We start from the raw sequence: 18,576 nt of genomic DNA, 5'->3' as shown, positions 1-18,576 counted from the left end.
CCTGTGGATAACTCTGAGCCCCCTCTGACACCCGCCTCCGAGGTGGCGCGTGCCGCCCTCAACCGGGCGAAGGCAGCGGCTCGTGCCCGCGGTCTGCGGCCGGGCGCACCGTCGCGCCGCTCTCCCCTGGCCGAACCGCGCTCGAGTGGAGCAGGGCCCGGCGCGCGGGACCCGCAGCTCCTCGGGGCGGTGGTGGGCCGGCTGCTGCGCGAGAAGGGCTGGACCGAGGACGTCTCCGTGGGCGGCGTCATGGGCCGGTGGCGCGAGGTGGTGGGCCAGGAGATCGCCGACCACTGCACGCCGGAGACGTTCGAGGACAAGGTGCTCGTCGTGCGTGCGGACTCCACGGCCTGGGCGACACAGCTGCGCCTGCTCGCGCCGACGTTGCGCCGTCGGGTGGCGGAGGAGATCGGGGAGGGCGTTGTCGAGGAGGTCACGGTTCTCGGACCGGCGGGCCCTGGATTCCGGAAGGGACCTCGATCGGTACGGGGCCCCGGCCCGCGGGACACGTGGGGCTGAGCGTCGGCCTGTGGACAGCCGGGGCACGGACCCGTGCGGCAGACAGCAAGAAGGGCTCCCCGGCCAGAAGCCGAGGAGCCCTTCTCTGATCAGCTGCGCCGGGGCGTCAGCCAGGAACTAGTCGTTCACGCGTTCTGCATGCGCTTGCGGGCCCAGACGAGGGCGACGCCACCAGCAGCGAGCAGCGCGGCGAACGCGACAGCGCCACCGACGGTCGCACCGGTCGCCGCGAGCACGGGAGGCTCGTCGGAGGACGGGCTGGGCGACGGCGCCGGCTCCTCGTCGACGGGCGCGACGGAGGCCTCGTCCGTCGGCTCCTCCGCGGGCTCCGTGGGCTCCACCGTGGGCTCCACCGTGGGCTCCACCGTGGGCTCCACGCTGGGCTCCTGCGACGGCTCCTCGGTGACGGGAGGCACGGTCGGCTCCGGTGTGGGCTCCTCCTCGACGGGCGGAGCCTCGCAGGCCTCGAGCGAGCCGGAGTCGGCCCAGTCGAACTTGTCGTTGTCGTAGGCGTCGACGGTGACGGACCACTCGTGCGCCGCGTCGAGCGCGAGGCCGTCGTACCGCCCCTGGAAGGTGTCGGAGAACTCGGTGTCCTCGACGGTCGTGCCGTCGATGACAACCGTGACCTTGGCTCCGCTGTAGTAAGTGAGGTTCACGTCCACCCAGCCGCAGTCCGCGGAGACCACCGGGGTGTGTGCCGAGGCGGGAGCCGCCCCGGCGATCATGCCGCCGAACGCCAGTACGGCGAGAGTTCCGCCGGCGAGAAGCTTCTTCACTCTGTAGCCCTTCGAAGTGAGACAGTGCGCCAAGTTGCGCATATGACCGGTCGGCGCTATTAGAGCAGAAAACGACAAATCAGAGAAATATCACCTTCCGCCCACAGGTGTTCTGACCTTCGGCAGGGGATGGCATGACGATTCGAAGATGTTTCATGACCAGGGAAGGTCGCAGGCCGAACGCGCGTGCGGGGACCGTCCGCCGACGACGGGCCACGGCGTCCGACGAACGCCAGTACGACTCGTGGGTGGGGGCCTGGCAGCCGCCTCGGAACCCGTCCTGGACCCCAAAAATCACCCTGTGGAGAAAGGTTGTGGAGGAGTGGCCGGAAACGGCAGCGGATCCCGGGTTTTCGCCGCTCAGAAGGTAGTATGAGGGGGTCAACCGCGCCGGCTTCCCAGGATCGTCCTGAGAGCCCGGAACGCTGAGCACCGACGAGCCGTCGGACCGTACGTCAGCACCCGAGCATGGCCTGAACCCTGAGGGTCCGAGCCGCTCGTGCAGCCAGCTGGTACGTCCGTCGTCGTGCACATCGTGTGCCTGAAAGACGAGGAGCAACCCCGCCCGTGACAGAGCGAATCGACGGCGGCTACGACGCCGGGAACATCACAGTCCTGGAAGGTCTCGAGGCCGTTCGTAAGCGACCGGGCATGTATATCGGATCGACCGGTGAGCGTGGGCTCCACCACCTTGTGTACGAGATTGTGGATAACGCTGTGGACGAGGCCCTGGCGGGTCACGCCACCGAGATCGACGTGCGGCTCATGGACGACGGTGGCGTACGGGTCACCGACGACGGCCGCGGTATCCCGGTCGCCATGCACCCCACAGAGGGCAAGCCCACGCTCGAGGTCGTCATGACGATCCTGCATGCCGGCGGCAAGTTCGGCGGCGGCGGCTACGCGGTCTCCGGCGGCCTGCACGGTGTCGGCATGTCCGTGGTGAACGCGCTGAGCCACAAGTTCGTCTCCGAGGTACGCCGTGACGGGTACCACTGGCGTCAGGAGTACACCGAGGGCGGTAACCCGGTCACCGGCGTCGACCGGCTCGAGCCCCTCGGCCCCGACGAGCAGACCGGTACCACACAGACCTTCTGGGCCGACGGCTCGATCTTCGAGACCACGGAATACGACTTCGAGACGCTCCGGGCCCGGTTCCAGCAGTACGCGTTCCTCAACAAGGGCCTGAAGATCACGCTCACCGACGAGCGCGCGGGCCACTCCTCGCCCACCGACGAGGTCACGGGCGCCGAGCCGGACGTCGCGGCGGACGACGTCGTGGGTACGGACGGCAAGCCGGACGCGGACGGTCAGCCGCAGGACCCGGACCAGGCGGCGGAGAGCTGGCGCACGGTCACGTACAAGTACGACCACGGCCTCATGGACTACGTCCACCACCTCAACTCCGCGAAGCGCGTGGACCTGATCCACCCCGAGGTGATCTCGTTCGAGAGCGAGGACACCGAGCGCAAGATCGCCGTCGAGGTCGCGCTCCAGTGGACGAGCGCCTACAGCGAGTCGGTGCACACGTTCGCGAACACGATCTCGACCACCGAGGGCGGTACGCACGAGGAGGGCTTCCGAGCGGCGATGACCACGCTGGTCAACAGCTACGCGCGGGACAAGGGCATCATCAAGGAGAAGGACGACAACCTCACGGGTGACGACATCCGCGAGGGCCTCACGGCGGTCATCTCCGTCAAGCTCGGCGAGCCGCAGTTCGAGGGGCAGACCAAGACGAAGCTGGGCAACACGGAGGCCAAGACCTTCGTGCAGCGTGTGGTGCGCGAGCAGCTCGTCGACTGGTTCGACGCGCACCCGAACGAGGCGCGCGACGTGATCCGAAAGGCGATCTCGGCCTCCCAGGCCCGGATCGCGGCGCGCAAGGCACGCGAGGCGACCCGGCGGAAGGGAATCCTCAACGGCGGCGGCATGCCCGGCAAGCTGAAGGACTGCCAGTCCCGGTTCCCCGACGAGTGCGAGATCTACATCGTCGAGGGCGACTCGGCCGGCGGTTCGGCGGTACGCGGGCGCAACCCGCACAACCAGGCGATCCTCCCCCTGCGCGGCAAGATCCTGAACGTCGAGCGCGCGCGTCTCGACAAGGCGCTGTCCAACGCCGAGGTCCAGGCCCTCATCACCTCGTTCGGCACGGGCATCGGCGAGGACTTCGACATCACGAAGCTGAAGTACCACAAGATCGTGCTCATGGCCGACGCCGACGTGGACGGCCAGCACATCTGCACCCTGCTGCTCACGCTGCTGTTCCGGTACATGCGTCCGCTCATCGAGCACGGCCACGTGTACCTCGCGCAGCCGCCGCTGTACCGGATCAAGTGGAGCAACGCCCCGCACGACTACGTGTACTCGGACCGGGAGCGCGACGCGTTCCTCGAGGCCGGCACCGCACAGGGCAAGCGGATCCCCAAGGACAACGGCATCCAGCGCTACAAGGGCCTCGGTGAGATGGACTACTCCGAGCTCTGGGACACCACGATGGACCCGGACCACCGGACGCTGCTGCAGGTGACCATGGACGACGCGGCCGCGGCCGACGAGATCTTCTCGGTGCTCATGGGCGAGGACGTCGAGTCCCGCCGCACCTTCATCCAGCGCAACGCCAAGGACGTGCGGTTCCTTGATATCTGAGGAGCGAGCTCGCGGGTCCCGCGAGACATCGACGTGAGCCGCGTCAGTTGAGGCGTCCCGGAGCGACCACCCGATCAGGGCGCGCGGCACCGGGCACGGACATGGCGGCCCAGGAGACGAAGTAACACGCCCACCGGCGTGGGAAGGAAGTACAGACGGTGACGGACGAGACCCCCGGCGTGGACAACCCTGACGACGGCATTCCCATGGAGGACGCGCGAGTCGCGGTGCACCACGGCCGTGTCGAGCAGGTAGACCTCCAGCTAGAGATGCAGCGGTCGTACCTCGACTACGCGATGAGCGTGATCGTGGGCCGTGCACTGCCCGACGTCCGGGACGGCCTCAAGCCGGTGCACCGGCGCGTCATCTACGCGATGTACGACGGCGGCTACCGCCCTGACCGGGCGTTCTCCAAGTGCTCGCGCGTCGTGGGCGACGTCATGGGTAAGTACCACCCGCACGGTGACACCGCTATCTACGACACCCTGGTCCGGCTGGTCCAGGACTGGGTGCTGCGCTACCCGCTGGTCGCCGGCCAGGGCAACTTCGGCTCCCCGGGTAACGACCCCGCGGCGGCCCCCCGGTACACCGAGTGCAAGATGGCGCCGCTGGCCCTGGAGATGGTCCGCGACATCGAGAAGGGCACCGTCGACTTCCGGCCGAACTACGACGGCCGTACCCAGGAGCCGGTGGTCCTTCCGGCACGGATCCCGAACCTGCTGGTCAACGGCTCGGCCGGCATCGCGGTCGGCATGGCCACGAACATCCCGCCGCACAACCTGCGTGAGGTCGCCGAAGGCGTTCGGTGGCACCTCGCGCACCCCGAGGCCACGCGCGAGGAGCTGCTCGAGGCGCTGCTGGAGCGCATCAAGGGCCCCGACTTCCCGTCGGGTGCGCAGATCCTGGGACACAAGGGCATCGAGGACGCCTACCGCACGGGCCGCGGCTCCATCACGATGCGCGCGGTGGTGAACGTCGAGGAGATCCAGAACCGGATCTGCCTGGTCATCACCGAGCTGCCGTACATGGTGAACCCGGACAACCTGGCGTCGAAGGTCGCGGACCTGGTCAACGACGGCCGCATCCAGGGCATCGCGGACATCCGCGACGAGACGTCGGGCCGTACGGGGCAGCGCCTCGTGATCGTGCTCAAGCGCGACGCGGTGGCGAAGGTGGTGCTGAACAACCTCTACAAGCACACGCCCCTGCAGGAGAACTTCAGCGCCAACATGCTCGCGCTGGTCGACGAGGTGCCGCGCACGCTGAGCATCGACGCGTTCGTCCGGCACTGGACCACGCACCAGATCGAGGTCGTGCGGCGGCGTACCGAGTACCTCCTCAAGGAGGCGCAGGACCAGATCCACATCTACGAGGGCTACCTCAAGGCCCTCGACGAGCTCGACGAGGTCATCGCGCTGATCCGTCGCTCCCCCGACGCCGACGAGGCGCGGACCGGGCTGATGGAGCTGCTCACGATCGACGAGCAGCAGGCGAACGCGATCCTCGCGCTCCAGCTGCGCCGTCTGGCCGCTCTCGAGCGGCAGAAGATCCTCGACGAGCACGCCAAGCTCCAGGCCGCGATCGACGACTACCTGGACATCCTCGCCCGGCCCGAGCGCCAGCGATCCATCGTGGGCGACGAGCTCGACGAGGTCACCGAGCGCTGGGGCGACGAGCGACGCACCACCATCCTCCCGTACGACGGCGACATGTCGATGGAGGACCTCATCCCCGAGGAGGACGTGGTCGTCACGATCACCCGCGGCGGGTACGCCAAGCGGACGCGGACGGACAACTACCGTTCGCAGAAGCGGGGAGGCAAGGGCGTGCGCGGCACACAGCTGCGCGAGGACGACATCGTGGACCACTTCTTCACGACGACGACCCACCACTGGATGCTCTTCTTCACCAACCTGGGCAGGGTCTACCGGGCCAAGGGCTACGAGCTGCCCGAGGGCAGCCGGGACGCCAAGGGGCAGCACGTCGCGAACCTGCTGGCGTTCCAGCCGGGCGAGAAGATCGCCCAGGTCCTCGACATCCCCGACTACGACGCCGCGGAGTACCTGGTCCTGGCGACGCGCCGTGGTCTCGTGAAGAAGACCCGGCTGAGCGAGTACAACTCCCCGCGCTCGGGCGGCCTCATCGCGATCAACCTGCGCGAGGACGCCGACGGCGCCGCGGACGAGCTGGTCTCGGCTCGGCTCGTGAACGCCGACGACGACCTCATCCTGGTCTCGCGCAAGGGCCAGTCGATCCGGTTCCACGCGGACGACGAGTCCATCCGTCCGCTGGGCCGCGCCACCTCGGGCGTCACCGGCATGAAGTTCCGCGAGGACGACGAGCTGCTCTCCGCTGCTGTCGTGATCGACGGGGCGGACCTGTTCGTCGTCACCGAGGGTGGGTTCGCCAAGCGGACCCGCATCTCGGAGTACCGGATCCAGGGCCGTGGCGGTCTCGGGATCAAGGTCGCGAACCTCGTCGAGGCGCGCGGTGATCTCGTGGGTGCGCTCGTCACGTACGCGGACGACGAGGTGCTGGTCATCATGGAGCGCGGAAAGATCGTGCGTTCCGCCGTGGCCGAGGTCAATCTCACCGGGCGGAACACGCAGGGGGTAACCTTCGCAAAGCCGGACAAGGGCGACAGGATCATCGCCGTCGCGCGCAACGCGGAGCGTGAAGACGCGGGCGAGGTTGCGGGTGCCGTGGACGAGAACTCCGACGGCGACTCCCCTGAGCGGGTTACCGTGGAAGGGATTCCGAACCCTGATGAAGTTCCGAGCACCCCTGAGCAGACCAGCACCGGACGCGAGGACAGCTGATGACGAGTGACAAGAGCGGGCCCGTGCGCACGGCGTCGCCCGCGCTCGAGGAAGACCTGGAGACCACCCGGGTGCGCAAGGACGTGACCGGGGAGCAGGCTCCGGCCGAGGCACCCGACGCACCGCAGTCCGACGCGGCGGAACCCGACGCCCCCTCGAACGGTGCCTCGGACGCGAGCAAGAACACCGACCTGAGGTCCGGCCCGGTCGCTGTCCCCGCGCCGCCGGCACCGCCGGCGAGCGCTTCCGGGTCCGCCGCGGCCACGTCGTCGGCCCGTACGGAGACCCCTGTTCCCCCCGCCCCGGACGAGAACGCCTCGGGAGTCCCGACGACCGGAGGCGTCTGGCGGTCCGCCTATGAGGCGGGTCGAACCGGTAAGGAGAGCGCGCCCGCGGCACCGGCTGCCGCGAAGAGCGAGCCCAAGGCCCCGCCGGGGCTGGTCTCGGCGATCGGGCGGGTGTCGGAGAAGACCGACGCTCCTGCCTCGAAGGCCACCCCGGCTCCGCAGAGCGCCGCGGCGCAGGAGCCCGACACGAGTGCGAAGTCCTGGAACAGGGTTCCGGCGCCCAGCGTCCCGCCGGCGCCGTCGGGTGCTGCCGAGAGCACTGACGGCGTCCGGGCCGGTGCGATGAAGGCGGCTCAGGCCGCCCTTGACGCGGCCCGTAGCGCAGCCAAGAAGGTGACGTCGATCATGCCTGACGACGAGGGGCGAAGCTCCACGCCCACGAACGAGTCCACGACGCGGCCCGAGATGCACTACACGGCAGCAGGGGTGCGCGGTACCGCCACGACGGCCGACGCGCAGGCGGCGGCCGCTCCGGGGCCGCAGGCGCCCGCACAGCCCGCGTCGGGTGCCACACCCGAGGCACCGCGTCCGGCCCCGGCCGGCCCGCGTCGGGTGCGGCTCGCGATCTCCCGGGTGGACCCGTGGTCCGTCATGAAGCTGGCGTTCCTGCTCGCCGTGGCGATCGCGATCATGACCGTGGTCGCGACCGCCGTGTTCTGGTCGGTACTGAACAGCTTCGGCGTGTTCACCACGGTGCAGGAGTTCGTGGTGGACGCCGTGGGGCCGCAGAGCAACGTGAACCTCACGCAGTTCGTGGAGTTCCCCCGCGTGATCTCGCTGGCAACCCTGATCAGCATCTGTAACATTGTCTTGTTGACGGCGATCGCCACCATCATGGCGTTCCTGTACAACATCACGGCAGCACTTGTCGGCGGCGTGCACATGACGCTGACCGACGACTGACGCCTCTTCGGCGTCACCCAGAGCGTTCTCGTGCGCTGTTGCGCACGACTCGACGCACGTCACACCGCGGACCACGATTTCGGTTTGGGACATCGTCCCTGCCTGGGGTAACCTCCAGTGTCGCGTGAGCGTGCGGAACGCTCGCCCGGGGCTATAGCTCAGACGGTTAGAGCGCTTCCCTGATAAGGAAGAGGTCGGAGGTTCAAGTCCTCCTAGCCCCACTCCCGGACCTGCAGAGGCTCCTCAGGAGGAACTCGTGAAGAAGCTGCTCGTAGTGCTGCTCGCTGCCGGCGCCGGCTACGTTCTCTGGCGCAAGCTCAGTGAGGACGCGGCAGGGCGCGACCTGTGGTCCGAGGTCACCGACTCGATCGACTGAGCGGCCCTCAGCGGGGCCATGGCGCAATTGGTAGCGCACCTGCTTTGCAAGCAGGGGGTTGCGGGTTCGAGTCCCGCTGGCTCCACCTGGTGAAGGCCGTTGACCTGCTGGTCAACGGCCTTCGACGTTCCTCGTGAGGCATCGACGAAAGAGCGATGCGATGAGGATGACACGGTTCGTGACACGATTGCGGCGCCGACGGTTGCCCGTGATCGACGGTGAATGCGGGCGGGACTTGGTCGCCGCCGGACTCATCATGGGTATGAGCACGACGCCCGATGAGCAGCGCCACCGGCTGGACCGCACTCCGATGTGGACGCTGGACGAGTTGTGCGCGTTGGTGCGCACGACGCCGGCCACGGTGCACACCTGGCGCAAGCGCGGCACCGGGCCGCGGGCCTACAAGGTCGGGCGCCACCTGCTGTTCGCGGAGGCGGACGTGGCTGAATGGCTGGCTGCATGCGCCTCTGCCGCGGAGTCGGACATCGACGGCGAGCCGAGCGGCGAGCGAGGCTCTGCTGGCAACGGGTCGGGGTGGTGACTCGTGGGCAAGCAGCGACTGGAGCCGGGCGAGCACGGTGAGATCTTTCTTCAGGAGACCGGCCCCGACAAGTGGCGTGGCCGCACCCGGCTCTGCCTGTGGGACCGCTCGGAGGTGTGGGTCTCCCGCAACGCGTCGACGAGAGACGCGGCCCGGTTGAACGTGCAGAAAGGAGTCGGGGAGCGCCTCGGCGCGGCACGCGGCTCGGACGACCTGAAGCCGACGTCGAAGGTCGGACTCGCGTGTCGGCAGTGGATCGAGGAGATGCGGGAGCGGTCGTCGTGGCCGAAGCCGCCGATCCTTCCGCAGTCCGTGGATGAGTACGAGCGGGTCATCGGCAACCACGTCGTCCCGCGCCTGGGTCAGCGGCGACTGAACGAGCTGACACCGGCGCTGTGCCAGAAGTTCCTGGACACCCTCCTGAAGCAGGGCAAGGGCGGCAAGCACAACATGGTCACCACGACGCGTCAGGCACGAAACGTGGTGAACCAGGTGCTCGACCGTGCCGTCGTGCACGACGCACTGCGGGACAACCCCATGCGCAAGACGATCGCGCCGTCGAAGGAGAAGCCGCAGCCGAAGGCGATCACCGCGTTGGACATCGGTCGACTGCGCAGGGTCGTGCGTAGTTGGGAGGAGTCGAGGGAAGGCGCATTGGGCCCGAAGCCGACCGGGCACCTGCGCGTTGCGGTAGACGCGATGCTGGGTACCGGCCTGCGAATCGGCGAAGTGCTGGCCCTGCGGTGGGGAGAAGTGAACCTCTCCCCCGACGGGCTGCCCACGATCGCAGTGGAGGCCACCCTGACCGACATCAAGGGTCAGGGGGTAGTCCGGCAGGGCAAGCCGAAGACGGACGCCGGAGCCCGCACCATCATCATCCCGCAGTTCGCCGTTGACGCGCTGAACTCGATCCGGCCCGCCGATACGACCGCCGAGATGGCCGTCTTCCAGGGGCGCCTGTTCAAAGACGGTCGCAACGCCGGGCGGCCCGTCTCCACGCACAACCTCCGCCGCATGCTGCGCACTGCTTTGGAGCTCGCGGACATGAAGGGCGAGGTGCACCCCCACCTGTTGCGCTCGACAGTGGCGACCCAGGTCGCGCGCAAGATGCGAGCAGCCGACGCCGCAGCACTGCTCGGACACGCGATCGACGCCGGAGTCACCGGCAGGCACTACATCGAACGCCTGCGGCTCGCGCCGGACACCTCGGCGGTGCTGCAAGCCATGGTCGAGTTCGGCGACCGGGAAGCAGCGCGACAGGCTGCCGAGGACGCCGAAGCATCCAAGAGCCAGCTCACCAGAGCGAAGGTTGCTGCTCTCCGTTAGCGGCGTGGCTCTGCGCTCCGGTCTGCTTCTTGAGCCGGAGCGCAGGGTGCCGCTTGCGGTGGGCGGCATGAAGCTCGATGCATAGGTGGTCGAGGCGCTCGGTCGCGCGGTGCAGGTGGGCGAGGTCGCTGCTGCTCGTGCCTGCGGCGAGTCCAGCGACGTCGGCCCGGTCGATCCATTCGTTGACGTCGGCGACAACCTCGGCGAGGGGTCGTGTTGTACCTGGCGCTGTTGCTTTGGCGTCGTCGGACGCGGGCGCCTTGGGGCGCGGTGTACGTGGTCGGGCGAGCGCGGCCCGGGCTACGGCGGCTAGCTCGGCGGGATCATTCTGCCGGTCGCCTGCCGGGGGCTTGGCGTCGGTGGCGTCGTATTCGGTGATCGCAGCGCGGATCAGTTTCCAGTGTTTCTCGGGGGATGCATCGTTGTTCGTGATGTCGTGCCAGGCAGTCTCGGCCATGGCGCGGACATGTTCGGGCATGTCCGGGTCGTCGCGGGTGTCCTTGATCCGTCCGGCGTGTTCGAGGCGGGTATAGGACTTGGTGCCGGTGACCATCTGGGCGGCCTTGGCGCGCGCGTCACCGTGTTGACCCGGAACGGGCTCTGCCGGTCCCGGTGCCGCCGATTCGGCGGGGCCGGTGTTGTCCTTTTTGCCCCCGCCGTTCGTGTTGCCGTCCTTCCAGCCTGCGTTGGTCGCGTTCTTGGCGGCATGGAAGCGGGTGGCTTGCTGCCGGCGGGCGGCTTGTTCGGTCTCTGCAGTCTTGTACTCGCGGTACAGCTCTTCGGCGGTCTCCAGCGGTAGGGGTTCGCGGATGGTGTTCTCGTCGTGTTCGGCGATGAGGTCGCGCAGCGCGGCCGAAGCACGGCGTACGAAGACGGGTACGGTCTTCCAGCCGAGCAGCTTGACGGCTTCCAGGCGTCGCCACCCGCACAGCAGCAGGCCGTCCGGGGTGACAGTCACGGGGCACAGCAGCCCGACACGACGGATCGAGTCACACAGCGCCTGGAGGTCGCCCAGCTCGCGCCGGTGCCGGTGTCCGACGGTGATCGAGTCGACGGCGCGGTCCAGCCGTAGCCCGTCGGTGTTGTCATGCGGCATGTCTTGCCTCCCGGGCGTCGAGGTGGTGGGGCGGGGTCAGGTCATGCGCGTCCTGCTCGATGACCAGGCATGCGGTGTGCCCGGCCAGGAGGCGGTGCAGGAGGCCGTGCCGGGCCGGGGTGCCCAGGACCGCAGAGACGAGGCGGGTCCAGGCTGCCCGGTCGATGTCGAGTTCCGCTGCGGGGTGGCGGTCCTTGCGCAAGCGGTCGCGTGCGGCGGGTACACCGGCTGCTGTGGTCAGGGTCGTGGTGATGTGTTCCAAACCGGCCATGGCGACGTCTTGGGGCCATCCGACCGCGACCAGGACTGCGATCGTCGTCCGGGTCGCGGCCTGGACCCTAGCGATGGTGGCGGCTGTGGTCGGGTCCAGATCGCTTGCTGTTGTCGCGCCCGCGTTCGTGGTGGCGAGGGCGAGTTCGAGCCAGGGGGCAGTCTCACCTGCTGGTGTCGCAGTCGGTGTAGACGGGTCGCCGATACGCAGGGCAGGTGGCAGGTCGGTGTGAGTCATCAGGTGGCGCGCGCGGCTCGGAGAGCACAGGAGCTGATTGGCCCGAGCCTCGGCCCCCAAGGTGCGCTTCACCGCTACGGTCACGACCGCCCACGGGTTGTCGGCGTGCCGTACCGCGTCGTTGCGGAGAACTTCGAACGCCGCGACAACGGCATCGTGCTCGGTCAGACGGTATTTGCGTGCCATGGCCCGGTACCGGACGGCGCAGTAGGCGAGCAGCTCCGCGGCCTCCAGATCCGTCGACCACGCCTCATCACCTGCCCCGGCAAGCCGGTTCAGCAGGGAGCGGAGTCCATCTGGGGTAGTGAAATCCGGCGCAGCGCCTGTGTCGGCGGGGCCACCGTTCCGGCCGGCGGGCGAAGGTGCCGTGGCGGCGTCGGGGCGCGAAGAAGTACCGGCGGGCTGCTGGTCGGGGTGGCGGTCCGGCCCTGCCGTCCGAACCGCGCCCGTGCTCTGATCGCTCATCATCAGTCCCCAGCCACGGCACGCATCGGCACACCACGGCGTGTGCAATACATTACGCCGAAAGCGGACTATGTGCAAGATTGACACATGAACAACTGGAGCGTTGTGATCGCGCGCATAGGGGATAACCTGATGCGCATGGGACAGCCCACCGAGCCCGAACACCCCGATCTCGCCATCAGACCCGGCCAGCCTGGTGGTGTGCGCCTGCCGGATGATGGCCAGGCGTGGTCGAGGTCCTGGACTGCGGGTATCGGCGAGCGGTTACGTTCTGTCCGTCGGGCCGCTGGGTTGACGACGCAGCAGGTCGCCGACCGGACCGCCGCGCTGGGTTACCCGATGGCGCGGGCGAGCATCGCGAACCTGGAGACCAGGCCGCGGGAGAAGATCTACCTGCAAGACGTCACCGTGTTGGCCGCCGCGCTCGGCGTCTCGCCGGTCGAGATCCTGTATCCGCTGGAGGTCAGCACCGTCCCGACCGCCACATCCACACCCGTGGGGGTGGTCCGGCGGGGCGTGCTGAAGAACACCAGCGCCGAGATCCTGCCCGGCCATACCGAGCGAGCTCCCGCTGCCGTCGCATGGTTCACCGGCGGGTACGGCAGAGTCCTCGAAGCACGCCTGGCGGCCATCACCGCTTACGGCAGATTCGAGGCCCGCGGCCAACTCCTGGCGATGCTCCGAGAAGAAGAGAAGGCCGGAGCCCTGGAAGCGCGTGCCCAGACGGTCGGCGCCCCCGCGCCCGCTGAGTTCATGAGGGTCCTGCGGATGGAGGTCTACGACCTCGCACGCTTGGCCCTCGACGCAATCACCACCTACCAGCTGCTCGCGGCCAAGGTCGGCGATACCAGGCCCGCAGTGAGCGACGAGGAACGGGCGCTAGCTGAGCATGTCGCCACCACGCCCCCTCCCGGGTTCATCGAGGATCCGTTCGAACGGCCCGACGTGCACGGAGTCCTGACCATCGGCGCCCCCGAACCCGGAGCCACACCCTTCTACCTGCAGAACGACCCCGAAGACCGGTGGACCCCACCCGACCTGACCCGGCCAGCCACCGCGTTCGAGACCAACCTGCAGGCACCGACACGGCGAACCAAACCCCAGCCACCGAAGACCGAGCCCTGGCCGTCCCCAGCGGGCCCGTCCCATCGGCGCGACAGCGGAGGCCTAGACGCACCGGGACTGTAAGAGCGCTACGGCGACAGCGAAGCTCACGCGTTGCGGTGCGCCGAGACGACGTGTGCGAGGCATCCACGGCCACGACGGGGTCTCGACGACCGGGGCAGCCTCATGCTCAACATGTCATCGGACGCCGGTCGAGAAGATGTTCCACCAGGGCGCCGATGATGCGCGTGTAGTCCCGGTCGGCGGCGAGCTGGCGGCCCTCGAGGCCCATCAGCGCAACGGCCTGGGGATCAGCGTTGAGTGCGCGCTGGATCGCATCGGCGAGGGCAATCGGGGACCTTGGCGTGGCGGTGTAGCCCGTGACGCCGTCGATGACGGTGTCGGTGAGCCCGCCGACGGTGGTGGCGACAACGGGTCCGGCTCCGGCAATGAACGCCTCCAGCGGGATGCGCCCGAACGGTTCGACCCGGGACGGCACGATCACCCCACCCAGTGCGGGGTGGCGGAGCAGCCCGGGTATGCCGCGGTTGAAGCGCGTCCAGAGTGTGACTGCCAGGTCGGAGCAGCGGCGCCTGAGGTGCAGCTGATAGGCGCTCGGTCCGCCATCGTCGGTGACGGCGGCGAGCACGAGGTGCGGGACCGGAACGCCCCTGGAGCGCAGGTGGTCGAGTGCGTCGAGGAGGTCGTCGAATCCCTTGTAGGGTGCGGCGCGGCCGAACGCGAGCAGGAATCCACTCTCGGCTTCGGGCGGGATCGGCGGTGCAGCGGAGAGCGGCACGACGGCCCCGGTCAGCCCGTTCGGTACATCGAGGATTCGGTCCGTCGGGACTGCTTGGTCGTCCAGGAGCTCGCGCATGTGGGTGCTGATGGCTCCGATTGTCGCGCCGGCACGCAGCCAGCCGACCAGGCCACGACTCTCCCAATCCGTGTGCTCAACGTCGGCGTGGTGCAGAGCGCTCGATCGTGGCAGGTAGACGATGTTCCACAAAGGGTCATCCGACAGGTGAGGGCCGAGGCCGACGAACGGCCGGTCGATCGCGACGAGTGCTCCGCTGCCGTAGTCGCGTTTCAGGTCCTTGATCACGCGCGCCGAGTCCTTGGCCAGGTGCTGAAACGCGGCTAGGTCGCCGAACCGGCTCTGCCCGCCGGTCCCGTTGCTCAGCGGTATGACCTTGTGCGGGACGCGGTCGAGGATTGCGAGGGTCCGCTGGTGAGCGGTGTGGCCGTGCTCAGGGCTAGTCGGGTCGAGGTGGACGGGCGCGACAACCAGGTCGGTCCCGTCGGGCAAGTGCTCGGCGACGGCTGCCAAGAGCGCCTGATTAGACAGGCCCGCGCCGGTGGCGGCGCTGTAGAAGCCGTCGTGGAGCGCGACGACGAGCGCGTGCCTCACGGTGTGGCCTCGCAGATGGCGTGCCCGACGGCATCACGGTCGGCCTCAGCGTCGATCCTCATCACGGGCACCGTGGCGAGGGCATCAGCCAGGGTGCGCAGCGCGGGCCGGACGGCAGCGGCAGGGTCGCAGTAGAACGCGCGAAGCCGGTCGAGCGGCTCCGCGCGGGCCCACGGGTGCGTGAGGTCGAGGTGTTCGCGACGGCGGGTGAGGCTCGTCTCGACGGTGCAGTCCAAGACGATCCAGCGCTCCGGCAGGGTGAGCCGCCCGGCAACGAGCTGGGAGTATGCCCACCCGGCGCGGTCGGGCAAGCCGCCGACGGACGCGGCCCAGCCGAGAGCGGTGAGCCAGTTCCGGTCCATGACCGCGCCGCTCGTACGGGCCAGTCGGCGGGCCTGGGAATCCTTGCGGAGCCAGTTCGCCAGATGTTGGTGCTCGTCGTCGTGATGAGGGTGCGCGGCCAGGGTGAGTGACTGCGCGTGGTCGTCGGTGTACTCGCCGAGCACGGTATGTCCACGGTCGGCGAGGACGGTCATCGCTGTGGTCTTCCCGGCGCCTGGCATGCCTTCCACCGCAATAACGCCCGCGCAGCCTACGACAGGCCCCTTCAGCGTCTGCTCATCAGAAGAGGACGTCATGCTCGGTCTCCCTGGACGGCTTCGGAGACGGCGCCACAGGTGAGGTCGGTGCGGTGAACGACGTGTCGTGATCGGCTCGGGTCAGCGCCCAGCCCTGCAGCAGGCCGGTATCGAGCAGCACGACACCGTAAGGCGCCGTCAGGTACAGGTCGCGCCCGATCCGGCAGATGAGTTCGCCGCTGATCGTCGCTCCGACGTACAGGGGGTCGAGCTGACGGTCCGGGGCGACGCCTTCGTCAGTCAGCCCATAGGCCCGCGTGTGGTCCACCGGCTCAGCGCTGGTCCGCCTCTGGCCGGGCGGCCAGTCCAGACCAGCCGCCTGTTCAGCGACGGCAGCCAGATCCTCTGCGCGGGACGACGCCGTCCCGGGTGCCAGGCGGGCGGCACGCTTGCGGGCGGTGTGGACCTGCTGCGGCAGGCCGAGCGCAGCGGTCAGCAGGGACTCGCACCGCCGAGCGGACATCAGGGAGCCGGCCGAGAGGAACAGCGAGGACAGCGCACCCTGTTCCAGCAGCCGAACCTGTCCGCGTTCCGTGGCAGTGATCCCGGCCTTGACCAGGCTTCCATGATGGGCGAGGTAGACGCTGAACTCCCGTGAGTCGTCCAGTCTCGTGTCGGTCGCGATGGACCGGGAGCGGGCTATCGCGGCGCACGATTCGCACTGACCGGATTTCGCTTCCGGTGCGATCGCTGCCTGGGCGACGCAGGGGATGCGGCGCCCGTCCCACCAGAGCCCGACGCACCGGCGGTCCAGGCCGACCGTCAGCACCAGCCGTGCCCCGACGTCCAGGGCACTGGAGCGCACCTCACCGGTGGGGGAGAGCCACTCCAGGATCGCGGCCGGTGTGTCGGTCTGGGTCCAGACGAGCCCGGTAGGCCGCCAGGCGGGTGCGGGCGTGTCGGTCATGGGGTGTCTCCCAGCGGTCGTAGAGAGTCTGCAGAGTGTCGGTCCCGGCCAGCAGGGCGACGTCGGCCAGGGCTTCGGCGGGGGTGTCAGGCATGTGCAGGTGGTTCCGCATCCTGTCAGTGGCCAGCTCCTTGCGCACCGCGCGTTTCACGTCGAGCCCGGTGACGACGGCGTCATCCCCGCCCACCAGAACGAGGACCTGGCTCGGTCCGGAGGTAAGGTAGGCGGAGGTCGTGGCGACGAAGTCCGTGCCGTAGGCGTCGGGGTAGAGCCGGTTGCAGTCGGCAGCGGTCAAGGCTCGTTCGGCCTGATGCACGATCCGGAATCGCCGTCTCAGGTGCGCCCAGATCTCGGCCTCGGGAGCGCCCGGCTTGAGGAGCGCGACGGTGAGCCGTTGCGGCAACGCCCACGTCCTACGCAGTACAGGTGACGGGCTGCGCATCGCGGACGCCCACGCCATGAAGCAACCGCATCGCCACTCCAGACCTGGATGCTCAGGGACCGCTCGCACGACTTCGGCCATCACCGACACCGAGCACACCGGGCACGCTGACCTGCCGTCGAGCATCGGGCGCACGAGACCGCCGGAACGGATCGCGATCCACCAGGCATCCCACGCCGATTCCACGGCGACCGGGGGCGCTACCGCGCCATGCAGCCATGTCTCCAGACCCAGTCCAAGGGCGGCACTGAGCCGTAGCGGATCCACATTCATCGGAGCACTACCTCGACAGTGGCAGCGCACTCAGCGGACTCCGTGATCGTCGTTTCGAGTCGTTCCACGCTCGGGCACGAGACGGCAAGCTGCACCGCGAGCTGGTCGGCGAGGTACCCGGCGAGCGCCTCGGTGCTCGTGCTCGCGATCGGCAAGAGCGCGACCCAACGGCGCGGCAAGGTGAAGAAGGCGCCGCCGCCCGTGACATGGACCAGCTCGTCATCTTCGGCCACCAGCACGCCAGGGGTACTGGTCGCGAGCAGGGTGCGGCGCTTGAGCGGGGCCAGGGTCGCACGCAGGGCGCTCTTGAGGATGGCGAAGTCGGCGATCATCCCGGCATCGTCCGGTTCACCCCAGACCGTGAGCGCGACCTGGTAGGTGTGCCCGTGCAAGGGCTCGAAGGCGCCGTCGTGCAAGCCGGTGTGGGCAGCGTTGAAGTCCCAGCCCGGGCCGCCTACGCGTGCCCGGGCTAGGTGGCGGGCCGCCGTCGAGACGGTCATGCCGGGCCTGTCGCGAGCGACATGAACTCGGCGCGAGCGGCGACGTCGTCCAGGAGCAGGCCACGCAGCGCAGACGTCTTGGTGCTGGACCCGGCCGCTCCGACTCCGCGCAGAGTCATGCAGGTGTGCTCGGCAGAGATCAGCACGCCGACTCCGGCGGCGTCGAGCTGTCCGGACATCCAGTCCGCGACCTGCCGGGTCAGTCGCTCCTGGACCTGGAGCCTGCGCGCGTAGTGGTGCACGACGCGGGCGACCTTGCTCAGCCCGAGGATCCGGTAGCGCGGTACGTACCCGACGTGAGCGACACCGACGAAGGGCAGCACGTGGTGCTCGCACACCGAAACGAATCTGATGTCTCGTACCAGGACTAGCTGGCCGGGCTCTGCGGTGACCTCGAAGTCCGTCGGGGTGAACTGCGGGGGTGTGGTCATCTCGCGCAGGGCACGGACCATCCGGCCCGGCGTAGCGATCAGGCCGGGGCCGGACACATCCAGACCGAGCGCCGTGAGCATCAGCCCGGCATGTGCTTCGGCCGTAGAAATGTCGGCGAGGTCGTCATGTGCGGCGCCGGTATCACTGGCTGCAGTGTCGGCGTTCTGGGCAAGGATGCTCATCTGACGCTCCGATCGAAGGTGGAATTGCGGGAGATAGAGGCAGGAGACGTCGCGAGCAAAGACCGCAGCACAGGAACGACGCCGTTCTCCGCGATGGTCCCGGTGACCTCGTCGGTGACTGCCCTCAGCTCGGCAGGGGCATGACCCATCGCAACTCCCCGGGCAGCCCAGGTCAGCATCGCGATGTCGTTGATGCCGTCGCCCACCGCGACCGTGTGAGTGCTCGGTATACCCAGGGTCTGCCGGACCGCATCCAACGCCGTTGCCTTCGACAGGTTGTCAAGCCCCGGGTTTGGTGGAGAGCTGGTTAGTTGGTTTCCAGGCTTGCCGGGACCGGGTGGGCAGCGGCGTGTAGGGCT

At 68.7% G+C, this 18,576-nt stretch carries 18 protein-coding genes and 2 tRNA genes; 10 read left to right on the top strand and 10 right to left on the bottom strand.

Annotation, left to right across the window (positions count from 1 at the left end):
• Nucleotides 1–3: 3 nt before the first annotated feature.
• Complete coding sequence (locus ACYVK7_RS17320; protein WP_460888970.1) at nt 4–519, top strand: DciA family protein; 516 nt, start codon at nt 4–6, stop codon at nt 517–519.
• A 125-nt stretch (nt 520–644) separates the two neighbouring features.
• Here ACYVK7_RS17320 and ACYVK7_RS17315 read toward each other — a convergent pair whose 3' ends face one another.
• Nucleotides 645–1,298 (bottom strand): PT domain-containing protein, encoded by a 654-nt coding sequence (locus tag ACYVK7_RS17315; RefSeq protein ID WP_460888969.1) that lies wholly within the window; start codon nt 1,296–1,298, stop codon nt 645–647.
• A gap of 567 nt (nt 1,299–1,865) precedes the next feature.
• On the opposite strand from ACYVK7_RS17315, the gene gyrB reads away from it, so the two are divergent.
• From gyrB to ACYVK7_RS17275, 8 genes are all read left to right on the top strand, one after another.
• A complete protein-coding gene (gene gyrB, locus ACYVK7_RS17310) occupies nt 1,866–3,947 on the top strand; it encodes a DNA topoisomerase (ATP-hydrolyzing) subunit B (protein ID WP_460888968.1) in 2,082 nt (693 codons plus the stop codon).
• A 158-nt stretch (nt 3,948–4,105) separates the two neighbouring features.
• Nucleotides 4,106–6,766 carry a DNA gyrase subunit A gene (gene gyrA, locus ACYVK7_RS17305; protein WP_460888967.1) on the top strand — a complete coding sequence of 887 codons (2,661 nt, stop codon included), beginning with the start codon at nt 4,106–4,108 and terminating at the stop codon, nt 6,764–6,766.
• On the top strand, nt 6,766–8,016 hold the full coding sequence (locus tag ACYVK7_RS17300) for a DUF3566 domain-containing protein (protein WP_460888966.1): 1,251 nt from the start codon (nt 6,766–6,768) through the stop codon (nt 8,014–8,016). Before gyrA ends, ACYVK7_RS17300 begins: the two co-directional genes overlap by 1 nt.
• 147 nt (nt 8,017–8,163) lie before the next feature.
• A tRNA-Ile gene (locus ACYVK7_RS17295) sits at nt 8,164–8,237 on the top strand.
• A gap of 35 nt (nt 8,238–8,272) precedes the next feature.
• Nucleotides 8,273–8,392 carry a DLW-39 family protein gene (locus tag ACYVK7_RS17290; RefSeq protein WP_229872280.1) on the top strand — a complete coding sequence of 40 codons (120 nt, stop codon included), beginning with the start codon at nt 8,273–8,275 and terminating at the stop codon, nt 8,390–8,392.
• Nucleotides 8,393–8,404: 12 nt separating this feature from the next.
• A tRNA-Ala gene (locus tag ACYVK7_RS17285) sits at nt 8,405–8,477 on the top strand.
• A gap of 123 nt (nt 8,478–8,600) precedes the next feature.
• The gene (locus tag ACYVK7_RS17280) at nt 8,601–8,933 is read left to right on the top strand and encodes a helix-turn-helix transcriptional regulator (RefSeq protein ID WP_460888965.1); all 333 of its coding nucleotides are present in this window, start codon (nt 8,601–8,603) and stop codon (nt 8,931–8,933) included.
• Nucleotides 8,934–8,936: 3 nt separating this feature from the next.
• Nucleotides 8,937–10,259 carry a tyrosine-type recombinase/integrase gene (locus ACYVK7_RS17275; RefSeq protein WP_460888964.1) on the top strand — a complete coding sequence of 441 codons (1,323 nt, stop codon included), beginning with the start codon at nt 8,937–8,939 and terminating at the stop codon, nt 10,257–10,259.
• On the opposite strand, the gene ACYVK7_RS17270 is transcribed toward ACYVK7_RS17275, so the two are convergent.
• Together ACYVK7_RS17270 and ACYVK7_RS17265 are read right to left on the bottom strand one after the other, a co-directional pair.
• Entirely contained in the window at nt 10,228–11,355 is a 1,128-nt protein-coding gene (locus tag ACYVK7_RS17270) for a ParB N-terminal domain-containing protein (RefSeq protein ID WP_460888963.1), read from the bottom strand. The two genes, ACYVK7_RS17275 and ACYVK7_RS17270, sit on opposite strands and share 32 nt — an antisense overlap.
• Complete coding sequence (locus ACYVK7_RS17265) at nt 11,345–12,328, bottom strand: hypothetical protein (protein ID WP_460888962.1); 984 nt, start codon at nt 12,326–12,328, stop codon at nt 11,345–11,347. Before ACYVK7_RS17265 ends, ACYVK7_RS17270 begins: the two co-directional genes overlap by 11 nt.
• Before the next feature lie 87 nt (nt 12,329–12,415).
• On the opposite strand from ACYVK7_RS17265, the gene ACYVK7_RS17260 reads away from it, so the two are divergent.
• Complete coding sequence (locus ACYVK7_RS17260) at nt 12,416–13,516, top strand: helix-turn-helix domain-containing protein (RefSeq protein ID WP_460888961.1); 1,101 nt, start codon at nt 12,416–12,418, stop codon at nt 13,514–13,516.
• A 106-nt stretch (nt 13,517–13,622) separates the two neighbouring features.
• On the opposite strand, the gene ACYVK7_RS17255 is transcribed toward ACYVK7_RS17260, so the two are convergent.
• The 7 genes from ACYVK7_RS17255 to ACYVK7_RS17225 form a co-directional block, all read right to left on the bottom strand.
• A complete protein-coding gene (locus ACYVK7_RS17255) occupies nt 13,623–14,843 on the bottom strand; it encodes a glycosyltransferase family 4 protein (protein WP_460888960.1) in 1,221 nt (406 codons plus the stop codon).
• Nucleotides 14,840–15,481: an AAA family ATPase gene (locus ACYVK7_RS17250; protein WP_460888959.1), complete on the bottom strand. Its 642-nt coding sequence runs from the start codon at nt 15,479–15,481 to the stop codon at nt 14,840–14,842. The genes ACYVK7_RS17255 and ACYVK7_RS17250 overlap by 4 nt, the downstream gene beginning before the upstream one ends.
• A complete protein-coding gene (locus tag ACYVK7_RS17245) occupies nt 15,465–16,250 on the bottom strand; it encodes a DUF2797 domain-containing protein (protein ID WP_460888958.1) in 786 nt (261 codons plus the stop codon). The genes ACYVK7_RS17250 and ACYVK7_RS17245 overlap by 17 nt, the downstream gene beginning before the upstream one ends.
• A gap of 37 nt (nt 16,251–16,287) precedes the next feature.
• Entirely contained in the window at nt 16,288–17,103 is an 816-nt protein-coding gene (locus tag ACYVK7_RS17240) for a nucleoside-diphosphate kinase (protein WP_460888957.1), read from the bottom strand.
• Nucleotides 17,100–17,603: a 6-pyruvoyl trahydropterin synthase family protein gene (locus tag ACYVK7_RS17235; protein ID WP_460888956.1), complete on the bottom strand. Its 504-nt coding sequence runs from the start codon at nt 17,601–17,603 to the stop codon at nt 17,100–17,102. Before ACYVK7_RS17235 ends, ACYVK7_RS17240 begins: the two co-directional genes overlap by 4 nt.
• Entirely contained in the window at nt 17,600–18,217 is a 618-nt protein-coding gene (gene folE, locus ACYVK7_RS17230; protein WP_460888955.1) for a GTP cyclohydrolase I, read from the bottom strand. The genes ACYVK7_RS17235 and folE overlap by 4 nt, the downstream gene beginning before the upstream one ends.
• The coding region (locus ACYVK7_RS17225) for an HAD family hydrolase (protein ID WP_460888954.1) at nt 18,214–18,576 on the bottom strand (363 nt) is incomplete at its 5' end. The genes ACYVK7_RS17225 and folE, both read right to left, overlap by 4 nt.

Source organism: Promicromonospora xylanilytica, from assembly GCF_054782895.1.
This window is presented reverse-complemented; position numbering and strand designations above follow the sequence as displayed.